Genomic DNA, 10,241 nt, shown 5'->3' with positions numbered 1-10,241 from the left:
GAAAACCGTCGACATACATGTCGACCCTGGTGGGAGAGCGCGAGAGGGCAAAGCCCGGGCAAAGCCCTTTCGCTCTTCACCCCCGCCATAAAGCCAATAGGGATGAACCCCCAGCCCCGCTGATGCTACACAAGGCTTCATGGCCGAGTCCTTCATCCACCTGCACGCCCATTCCAGCTATTCCCTCAGCGAGGGCGCGATCAAGGCCGAGAAGCTGGCACAACTCGCCCTTGATGCCGCCATGCCCGCGGTGGCCATAACCGATACCGCCAATCTCTTCGGCGCGCTGGAATTCGCTCAGGCCTGCTCCGCCCGCGGCATCCAGCCCATCATGGGCTGCCAGCTCTGGCTTGCCCGCTCAGTCACCGACCCCAGGCCCGAGGCGGCCCGCCTGCAGCCCGATGTGCTGGTCGCCCTGGCGATGAACCCAGCCGGCCTCGAAAACCTCCAACGCCTCAGCAGCGCCGGCTATCTGGGCGAGGATCCCTCCGGCCGCCCCGCCATCTCCCTCGAAACCCTCGCCCATCACGCCGAGGGCCTTTACCTGCTCACCGGCGGCACCCATGGCCCCATCGCCCGCCTCCTGGCCGAGGGCCGCCGCCCGCAGGCGGAAAAACTCCTCGCCGCCCTCGCCGCCCTCTTCCCCGGCCGCCTCGCCGTGGAACTCCACCGCCACGGCACTGAGCGCGATGCCGCCACCGAACCCGGTCAACTCGCCCTGGCCGAAGCCGCCGCCCTGCCCATCATCGCCACCAACGACGTCTATTTCGCCCTCGCCAAAATGCATGAGGCGCATGACGCGCTGCTCTGCATCGCCGAGGGCCGCACCATGGCCGAGACCGAGCGCCGCCGCGTCACCGCCAACCATTATTTCAAGACCGCCGCCGAAATGCGCGCGCTGTTCCATGACCTGCCCGAGGCCTGCGACAATACGCTGGCCATCGCCAAGCTCTGCGCGGTGATGACGGAGACCAAAAAACCCGCCCTCCCCATCTGCCCCAAAGTGCAACCGGGCATGACCGAGGCCGAAACCGTCGCCGATATGGCCCGCCGCGGCCTCGAACAACGCCTCCAGCGCGAGATTTTCGCCAAACGCGAAACCTACCAATCCCGCCTCGAATACGAACTCGGCGTGATCGAGAGCATGGGCTTCTCCGGCTACTTCCTCATCGTTGCCGATTTCATCCAATGGGCGAAGGAGCAGGGCATCCCCGTCGGCCCCGGCCGTGGCTCGGGCGCTGGTTCCGTCGCCGCCTGGGCACTCGCCATCACCGATCTCGACCCGCTGCGCTGGGGCCTGCTTTTCGAGCGCTTCCTCAACCCCGAGCGCGTGTCGATGCCCGATTTCGACATTGATTTCTGCCAGGACCGCCGCGGCGAGGTGATCGACTACGTCCGCCGCGAATATGGCGCCGACCGGGTGGGCCAGATCATCACCTTCGGCAAGCTGCAAGCCAAGGCCGCCGTGCGCGATGTCGGCCGCGTGCTGGGCATGCCCTATGGCCAGGTGGACAAGATTGCCGGCCTCATCCCCTTCAATCTCGCCAAGCCGGTGGGCCTCAAGGACGCCATAGCCGGCGAACCCCGCCTGCGCGAATTGGCCGCCAATGACGAAAGCACCGCCCGCCTCCTCGACATCGCCCAGCAGGTGGAAGGCCTCTACCGCAACGCCTCCACCCATGCCGCTGGCGTCGTCATCGGCCGCAAGCCGCTCAACGAGATTGTGCCCCTCTACCGCGACCCGCGCAGCCCAGACCTGATCACCCAATATTCGATGAAATATGTCGAGCAGGCGAGCCTGGTAAAATTCGACTTCCTCGGCCTCAAGACGCTGACCGTCCTGCAACGCGCCCTCGAATTGCTGGCCGGGCAGGGGGTGGTGGTCGACCTCGCCGAAATCCCCCTCGACGACCCCAAAACCTACGCCATGCTGGCCCGTGGCGACGCCGCCGGGGTGTTCCAGTTCGAAGGCCAGGGCATGCGCGACTGCCTGCGCGCCATGCGCCCCGACAGGCTCGAAGACCTCATCGCCGCCGTCTCGCTCTACCGCCCCGGCCCCATGGCCAATATCCCGGCCTATTGCGCCCGCAAGCATGGCGAGGCCTGGGCCAGCCCCCACCCCTCCATCCACGCCATCCTGGCCGAGACCTATGGCATCATGGTCTATCAGGAACAGGTGATGCAGATCGCCCAGGTCATGGCCGGCTTCTCCCTGGGCGGCGCCGACCTGCTGCGCCGCGCCATGGGCAAGAAGGACATGAAGGAAATGGAGCGCCAGCGCGCCACCTTCGTCGAGGGGGCCACCAAGAATGGCGTGCCCGCCACCACGGCCGGCGAGGTCTTCGACCTGATGCAGCGCTTCGCCGAATACGGCTTCAACAAATCCCACGCCGCCGCCTATGCCCTGGTCAGCTATCACACCGCCTGGCTCAAGGCGAACCACCCCGTCGCCTTCCTCGCCGCCTCCATGACGCTCGACCTGGGCAATACCGACAAACTCGCCTCGCATATGCAGGAAGCCTCGCGCCTCGGCATCAAGGTGCTGCCGCCCGACATCAACGCATCGGCCGCCGAGTTCACCGTGGATGGCGGCGCCATCCGCTTCGCCCTCGCCGCCATCAAACGCGTGGGCCTCCAAGCCATGAAGGACCTCGTCGCCGCCCGGCAAAAACCCTTCGATAGCGTGGCCGATTTCGCCGAGCGGGTGGATCCGCGCCTGCTCAACAAGATGCAGTTGGAAAACCTAGCCAAGGCCGGCGCCTTCGATTCCCTCGGCGCCAGCCGCGCCGCCCTCGTCGGCGGCGCCGAAACCCTGCTGCGCCGCGCCCAGGCCATGGCGGAGGAGCGCGCCTCCGCCCAGGTCTCGCTCTTTGGCACGGTGGAGCAGGGCCCGCCCATGCTGCGCCTGCCCGAGGTGCAGGAATGGCCGGTGCTCGACCGTCTGGCCTTCGAGGCCGAGGCGGTGGGCTTCCACCTCACCGCCCATCCTCTGGATGAATACAAAAAGGCGCTGCGCGCACTGGGCGTCATCCCCAGTTCCATGATCAGCGAGCAGGCCCGCGCCGGGCAGCGCCGGGTCAAACTCGCCGGCACCGTCACCGCCCGCAAGGAGCGCAACACCAAAACCGGCAGCCGCATGGCCTGGGTCTCGATGAGCGACCAATCGGGCAGCTTCGAGGTCACCTGCTTCTCCGAGGTGCTCAACCGCTCGCGCGACATGCTCGAAGATGGCCAGGCCATCATCATCACCGCCGAAGCCAAAATCGAAAACGACGCGCTGCGCCTCACCGCGCTTGATGTCGAACCGCTCGACCGTGCGGCGGCGGGCGTCCAACGCGCCATCCGCCTCGAAATCGACCGCGCCGAGGCCATCGGCCATATCCGCGTGCTGCTGGCGCGCGAGGGCAGCGGCCGCGGCAAGGTCTCGCTCGTTCCCCGGCTGGGCAATGGCCAGGATATCGCCCTGGCGCTGCCCGGTGGCTATAATGTCTCACCGCGCATGATGCAGGCCATGAAGGTATTGCCAGGCGTGCTGCATGTGGAGGAGGTATGATGCCCCAGCCCCCCGCCCCTTCCGTTTCTACCTTGGCCTGAAGCAGGAAACCGCCATGCCCTCGCGCAGCATTGCCCTCGCCGCCGCCATCGCCCTGGGCATTGGCTGCCTCCTGGTCGTCCGGCCCTTCATCTCGGCCCTGCTCTGGGCCGCCATCCTGGTCTTCTGCACCTGGCCCATTTACCTCACCCTGATGGAGCGTCTGCGCATGGGCCGCACCACGGCCGCCCTGGTGATGGTGCTGGTCAGCTTCCTGGTGCTGGTGCTGCCGCTGATCTATGCCGCCAGCAATTCCCGCGCCGAGATCGACAAGCTGGCCGAAACAATCGAGGCGCTGCTCAATAGCGGCGCGCCCGACATCTCGCCCATGCTGCTGCGCCTGCCGATGGTCGGCGAGATGGCCGCCGATTGGTGGCGCGGCATCGCCTCCGACACCACGGCCATCCTCGCCCTCATCCGCCCCTATGCCGGCACCCTCGCCCAGGCCGCGCTCGCCATGCTGCTCTCGCTGCTGGGCGGCGTGGTGGAAATGCTGGTGGCCATCTTTCTCGCCTTCTTCTTCTACCGTGATGGCGAGGCCATCGCCCTGCGCATCCAGGCCATGACCAAGCGCCTGGCCGGTGGCCAGGCCGAGCACCTCATCATGCTCACCGCCAATGTCACCCGCGGCGTCGTTCTGGGCCTGGTGGGCACGGCTGTCGTCCAGGGCGGCATGGCGTTTTTCGGCCTCTGGCTGGCCGGCGTGCCGCAACCGGTGCTGCTGGGGGTCATCACCGGCTGCATTTCCATCCTGCCGGTGGGCGCGCCGCTGGTCTGGATTCCAGCCGCATTATGGCTGTTCAGCCAGGGCAGCCTGGGCTGGGGCGTCTTCATGCTGCTCTATGGCGGCTTGGGTATTTCCTCGGCCGATAATGTGGTGCGCCCCTGGTTCATCGCCCGCGGTGCCGATCTGCCGCTGCTGCTCAGCCTGCTCGGCGCGCTGGGTGGCGTGCTCGCCTTTGGCCTGCTGGGGCTCTTCCTCGGCCCGGTTCTTTTGGCGGTGGGCTATTCGGTGATCAAGGATTGGGCAGATCAGGGGCTCAAACCCAACGGGCCAGACTAACCCGCCCTTTCCCGCCAGCCCCGCCCGACCTATACGGGTTGTAATACGGGAGACACAGCAATGCGCAGTTTCTGGCTCGCGGCACTCGCCGTGGCGCTTTTTTTGTCGGGCGCAGAGGCGCGCAGCATCCGCTGGGCCGCCAGTGGCGACCCCAATACGATGGACCCGCATAGCCAGAATGTCGGCACCGTCACCATGGTGCTGCAGCAGATCTATGACCCGCTGATCGCCCGCTCCCGCAGCCTCGGCCTCGAACCAGCCCTGGCCACCGCCTGGGAACAGCTGGAGCCCATGCGCTGGCGCTTCACGCTGCGCCCCGGCGTGCGCTTCCATGAGGGCGAGGCTTTCACCGCCGATGACGTGGTCTTCTCCATCGCCCGCGCCCAGGCACCCTCCAGCAATTTCGGCACCTTTGTTGACACCATCACCCGCGTCGAACCCGTCGATGCGCTGACGGTGGACATCATCACCCGCATCATCGACCCCATCCTGCCCAATAAGATCGCCTCGATCTTCATGATGAGCCGCGCCTGGTCCGAGCGGAACAACGCCGCCCGCCCGCAAAACACCCGCAACCGCGAGGAAACCCACACCGTCCGCAACGTGAACGGCACCGGCGCCTTCCGCCTCACCAGCCGCGAACCCGATGTGCGCACCGTGCTGACCCGCAACACCGATTGGTGGGGCTGGGCCAACCCCAATAATGGCAATATCACCGAGATCATCTTCCGCCCCATCGCCTCGGATGCCACCCGCGTCGCCGCCCTCATGTCCAACGAAATCGACTTCGTGCTCGACCCGCCCTTGCAGGATTTGCAGCGCCTGCGCACCGCCCCCGGCCTGCGCGTGCTGGAAGGCCCGGAGGTCCGCACCATCTTCATCGCCATGGATGTCGCGCGCGATGAATTGCTCTATTCCGATGTGCGCGGCCGCAACCCCTTCCGTGACCTGCGCGTCCGCCAGGCGCTCTACCACGCCATCGACATCGCCGCGATCCAGCGCGTGACCATGCGCGGCCAATCCGTCCCCACCGGCGCCCTCTTCCCCGAGCAGGTGCAGGGCTATGACCCCGCCCAGGACCAGCGCCTGCCCTATGACCCCGCCCGCGCCCGCGCCCTCCTCGCCGAGGCCGGCTACCCGCAGGGCTTTGCCCTCACCCTCGATTGCCCGAACAACCGCTACATCAATGACGAACAAATCTGCCAGGCAGTGGCGGCGATGTGGGCGCGGGTGGGCGTGCGCACCGCGCTGAAATCCCAGCCCCTCGCCCCCTTCTTCGCGCAAATCCAGCGCGCCGATACTTCGGCCTATCTGCTCGGCTGGGGCGTGCCCACGCTCGATGCGCTCTATTCCTTCCAATCCCTGCTCTCCACCCGCGATGTGAGCAATAATGGCGATGGCGGCACCTGGAATTACGGGCGCTATTCCAGCCCGGCGATGGATGCGCTGATCGAGCGGATGAAAACCCAAAGCGGTCCCGCCCGCCAGGCCGCCATCAGCGAGGCGCTGCGCCTCTACCGCGAGGATGTGCCCCAAATCCCGCTGCACCACCAAATGATCCCCTGGGCCATGCGCAGCAATATTCAAATCCCGCATATGGCCAATAACCAGCCCTATTTCCGCTGGGCGGTGGTGCAATGACCCCCCCCGCACAAGGAGGGCGATAAATGTTCGCATTCATCATCTCGCGCATCCTCCAGGCCCTGCCGGTGATGCTCGTCGTCAGCTTCATCAGCTTCGCCATGTTCGCCTATGTGGGTGACCCGGTGAGCATCATGCTCGGCCAGGATTTCACCGAGGCCCAGCGCACCGAACTCGTGGCATCCCTCGGCCTCGACAAGCCCTTCTTCGTCCAGTTCCTCACCTTCCTGGGCAATGCGGTGCAGGGTGAATTCGGCCTCTCCTACCGCCTCAGCCGCCCGGTGGCGGAATTGATCGGCGAGCGCGCCCCCGCCACCCTCGAACTCGCCCTTTGCGCCGCCTTCATCGCCATGGCGGTGGGGGTGCCCATGGGCGTCTATACGGGCCTGTACCGCAATTCCTGGCTGAGCCGGTTTTTCCTCACCTTCAGCCTCATCGGCGTCTCGCTGCCCACCTTTCTCATCGGCATCCTGCTCATCCTCACCTTCGCCGTCTGGCTCGGCTGGCTGCCCAGTTTCGGCCGTGGCGATGTCCGCCCGCTCGGCTTCTGGGCCACCGGCTTCACCACCTGGTCGGGCGTGAAGGCTCTCATCCTGCCCGCCGTCACGCTGGGCCTCTTCCAACTCACCCTCATCATGCGCCTGGTGCGCGCCGAGATGCTGGAAGTCATGCGCACCGACTACATCAAATTCGCCCGCGCCCGCGGCCTGTCCAACCGCGCGATCAATTTCGGCCACGCGCTGAAAAACACCCTGGTGCCGGTCATCACCATCGCTGGCCTGCAATTGGGCGCCATCATCGCCTTCGCCATCGTCACCGAGACGGTGTTCCAATGGCCAGGCATGGGCCTGCTCTTCATCCAATCCGTCGGCGCGGCCGATATCCCGGTGATGGCGGCCTATCTTATGCTCATCGCGCTGGTCTTCGTGGTCATCAACCTGATCGTGGACCTGCTTTATTACGCCGTCGATCCGCGGCTGAGGACACGCCGATGAGGGCTTTTTTCGACAGCGATATCTGGTTCTCCTTCACCCGCTCCTGGCTGACGATGGGCTCGGCAATCGTCGCCTTCATCTGCATCGCCGGTGCCGTGGCCGCCCCCTGGCTCGCGCCGCACAACCCCTTCGACCTCGCCTCACTGCAATTGATGGACGCCTTCAAACCGCCATCCTGGACCATGGAGGGCGACCCGCTCTACCCGCTCGGCACCGATGACCAGGGCCGTGACATGCTCTCGGCCATCATGTATGGCGCCCGCGTCTCGCTGCTGGTCGGCTTTTCGGCCACCATCTTCGCCACATGCCTCGGCGTCTCGGTCGGCCTCCTGGCCGGCTATCTCGGCGGCACGGTCGATGCTGTGCTCATGCGCATCGCCGATATCCAACTCACCTTCCCCTCCATCCTCGTCGCCCTGCTGATCGACGGCATCGTCCGCGCCGCCGTCCCGCGTGAGGTGCATGACCAGATCGCCCTCTTCGTCGTCATCCTGGCCATCGGCGTCTCCGAATGGCCAAAATTCGCCCGCACCGTGCGCGGCTCCACCCTGGTGGAGCGCAACAAGGAATATGTCCTGGCCGCGCGCGTCATCGGCCTCGGCCGCTTCAAGATCATGGTGCAACACGTGCTGCCCAATGTGCTGGGCCCGGTGCTGGTCATCGGCACCCTCAACCTCGCACTCGCCATCCTCGCCGAGGCCACCCTCTCCTTCCTCGGCGTCGGCGTCCCCCCCACCCAGCCCTCGCTCGGCACCCTCATTCGCATCGGCAATGATTTTCTGTTCAGCGGCGAATGGTGGATCACCATCTTCCCCGGCGTCGCGCTCATCATCATGGTGCTCTCCGTCAACCTGCTGGGCGATTGGCTGCGCGACGCCCTGAACCCGAAGCTGCGGTGATGCCCATGGTCAAACAATTCCTGGCCCCGCGCCCGCAGGGTGGCGACCAATGAGCCTCCTCGAACTCCGCAACCTCCGCGTCGAATTCCCCACCCGCCGCGGCACCCTGGTGGCGCTAGACGACGTCTCCTTCTCCATCGCCCCCGGCGAGGTGCTGGGCGTCGTCGGCGAATCGGGTGCCGGCAAATCCATGACCGGTGCGGCCATCATCGGCCTGCTCGAACCCCCCGGCCGCATCGCCGGCGGCCAGATCCTTCTCGAAGGCAGGCGCATCGACAATTTGCGCTACGATGATATACGCCGCATCCGCGGTAAGCAGATCGGCGCCATCTTCCAGGACCCGCTGACCACCCTGAACCCGCTCTACACCGTGGGGCGGCAATTGGTCGAAACCATCACCACCCATCTCCCCCTCAACCCCGCCCAGGCCCGGGCGCGGGCCATCGAATGGCTGGAGCGCGTCGGCATCCCCGCCGCCGCCCAGCGCATCGACAGCTACCCACATGAATTCTCCGGCGGCATGCGCCAGCGCGTGGTCATCGCCCTCGCCCTTTGCGCCGAGCCCAAACTCATCGTCGCCGACGAACCCACCACCGCGCTGGACGTCTCCATCCAGGCCCAGGTGATCGCACTCCTCAAAGGCCTCGCCCGCGACCAGGGCACCGCCATGATGCTCGTCACCCATGATATGGGCGTCATCGCCGAAACGGCGGACCGTGTGGCGGTGATGTATGCCGGCCGCATCGCCGAAATCGGCCCGGTGCGCGAGGTGGTAAAGCAGGCCCGCCACCCCTATAGCGCCGGCCTCATGGCCTCCATCCCGCCGATGGATCGCCGCGTCGATAAACTCGCCGCCATCGAAGGCTCCATGCCCCGCCTCTCCGCCATCCCCCAGGGCTGCGCCTATAATCCGCGCTGCCCCCGCGTCTTCAGCCGCTGCATGGTGGAGCGCCCAGACCTCATCCCCGCCGGCCCGACCGACGCCGCCTGCTGGCTCTACGCCCCCGGAGCCCCCGCATGAGCGACACCCCCACCGCAGTATCCCCCACGCCGCCAGCGGCGATGCTCGAAACCCGCGACCTCGCCCGTTTCTTCGACGTCTCCCGCCCCCCCCTGCAACGCCTGCTCAGCCGCGAAGGCCGCCGCACGCTGCGCGCGGTGGATGGCATTTCCTTCGCCATCCCCAAAGGCACCACCCTCTCGCTGGTGGGCGAATCCGGCTGCGGCAAATCCACCGTCGCCCGGCTGGTGGTCGGCCTCTATGGCCCAACCCGCGGCGAGATTCGCTTCGACGGCCAATCCCTCGCCACCGCGCGCTCAGACCCCGCGCAGCGCAGCCGCATGCAGATGATCTTCCAGGACCCCTACGCGTCGCTGAACCCGCGCTGGCGGGTGGCCGATATCATCGCCGAACCACTGCGCGCCTTCAAACTGGTCGAAGGCCGCGACGCGCAGCAAAAGCGGGTGGGCGAATTGCTCACCCAGGTCGGCCTCTCGCCGCTCGACGCGCAAAAATTCCCGCATGAATTCTCCGGCGGCCAGCGCCAGCGCATCTCCATCGCCCGCGCCCTCTCCTCCAACCCGGAATTCCTGGTCTGCGATGAGCCCACCTCGGCGCTCGATGTCTCGGTGCAGGCGCAAATCCTCAACCTGATGAAGGATCTCCAGGCCCGCCTCGGCCTCACCTTCCTCTTCATCAGCCACAATCTGGCCGTGGTCCGCCAGGTGAGTGACCGCATCGGCGTGATGTATCTCGGCCGCATCGTCGAATCGGCCGCCTCCGAAACCCTCTTCACCACCCCCCAGCACCCCTACACAAGGGCGCTGATGGAGGCGATCCCCGATCTCGACATGACCGGGCGCAGCCGCATCCCGGTGGGTGGCGAGGTGCCATCCCCCATCACGCCGCCCAGTGGCTGCGCCTTCCACCCCCGCTGCCCGCTGGCCAATGCGCGCTGCCGGCAGGAGCGGCCGGAATTGCGCCCCAGCCTGGGTGCAGAAGTCGCCTGCCACGCGGTGGAGGAGGGCAGGGCGATCCTCTCCTGACCGCC

The 10,241-nt window shown here is 66.5% G+C and carries 7 protein-coding genes; all 7 read left to right on the top strand.

Annotation, left to right across the window (positions count from 1 at the left end):
- The first annotated feature begins 139 nt into the window (after nt 1-139).
- From dnaE to ABWP84_RS10315, 7 genes are read left to right on the top strand one after another with little or no spacing between them, the layout of a single operon-like run.
- The gene (gene dnaE, locus ABWP84_RS10345; protein ID WP_353211942.1) at nt 140-3,553 is read left to right on the top strand and encodes a DNA polymerase III subunit alpha; all 3,414 of its coding nucleotides are present in this window, start codon (nt 140-142) and stop codon (nt 3,551-3,553) included.
- Nucleotides 3,537-4,655 carry an AI-2E family transporter gene (locus tag ABWP84_RS10340; RefSeq protein WP_353211941.1) on the top strand — a complete coding sequence of 373 codons (1,119 nt, stop codon included), beginning with the start codon at nt 3,537-3,539 and terminating at the stop codon, nt 4,653-4,655. The genes dnaE and ABWP84_RS10340 overlap by 17 nt, the downstream gene beginning before the upstream one ends.
- 60 nt (nt 4,656-4,715) lie before the next feature.
- On the top strand, nt 4,716-6,296 hold the full coding sequence (locus tag ABWP84_RS10335; protein ID WP_353211940.1) for an ABC transporter substrate-binding protein: 1,581 nt from the start codon (nt 4,716-4,718) through the stop codon (nt 6,294-6,296).
- Nucleotides 6,297-6,322: 26 nt separating this feature from the next.
- Entirely contained in the window at nt 6,323-7,291 is a 969-nt protein-coding gene (locus ABWP84_RS10330; RefSeq protein ID WP_353211939.1) for an ABC transporter permease, read from the top strand.
- Nucleotides 7,288-8,190: an ABC transporter permease gene (locus ABWP84_RS10325; protein ID WP_353211938.1), complete on the top strand. Its 903-nt coding sequence runs from the start codon at nt 7,288-7,290 to the stop codon at nt 8,188-8,190. The genes ABWP84_RS10330 and ABWP84_RS10325 overlap by 4 nt, the downstream gene beginning before the upstream one ends.
- 49 nt (nt 8,191-8,239) lie before the next feature.
- Complete coding sequence (locus ABWP84_RS10320) at nt 8,240-9,211, top strand: ABC transporter ATP-binding protein (RefSeq protein WP_353211937.1); 972 nt, start codon at nt 8,240-8,242, stop codon at nt 9,209-9,211.
- Nucleotides 9,208-10,236 (top strand): oligopeptide/dipeptide ABC transporter ATP-binding protein, encoded by a 1,029-nt coding sequence (locus tag ABWP84_RS10315; protein ID WP_353211936.1) that lies wholly within the window; start codon nt 9,208-9,210, stop codon nt 10,234-10,236. The genes ABWP84_RS10320 and ABWP84_RS10315 overlap by 4 nt, the downstream gene beginning before the upstream one ends.
- Nucleotides 10,237-10,241: the final 5 nt, after the last annotated feature.

This window comes from Rhodovarius sp. (assembly GCF_040399605.1).
GTDB lineage: Bacteria > Pseudomonadota > Alphaproteobacteria > Acetobacterales > Acetobacteraceae > Rhodovarius > Rhodovarius crocodyli_A.
Note: the sequence above shows the minus strand (reverse complement) of the source record. Positions and strands in the feature narration are given on the sequence as shown.

Excerpts from the sequence above, each read along its gene's own strand:
- ABWP84_RS10320 (WP_353211937.1), top strand. The coding sequence starts at position 8,240 with ATGAGCCTCCTCGAACTCCGCAACCTCCGCGTCGAATTCCCCACCCGC.
- ABWP84_RS10330 (WP_353211939.1), top strand. The coding sequence starts at position 6,323 with ATGTTCGCATTCATCATCTCGCGCATCCTCCAGGCCCTGCCGGTGATG.
- dnaE (WP_353211942.1), top strand. The coding sequence starts at position 140 with ATGGCCGAGTCCTTCATCCACCTGCACGCCCATTCCAGCTATTCCCTC.
- ABWP84_RS10315 (WP_353211936.1), top strand. The coding sequence starts at position 9,208 with ATGAGCGACACCCCCACCGCAGTATCCCCCACGCCGCCAGCGGCGATG.
- ABWP84_RS10340 (WP_353211941.1), top strand. The coding sequence starts at position 3,537 with ATGTGGAGGAGGTATGATGCCCCAGCCCCCCGCCCCTTCCGTTTCTAC.
- ABWP84_RS10325 (WP_353211938.1), top strand. The coding sequence starts at position 7,288 with ATGAGGGCTTTTTTCGACAGCGATATCTGGTTCTCCTTCACCCGCTCC.
- ABWP84_RS10335 (WP_353211940.1), top strand. The coding sequence starts at position 4,716 with ATGCGCAGTTTCTGGCTCGCGGCACTCGCCGTGGCGCTTTTTTTGTCG.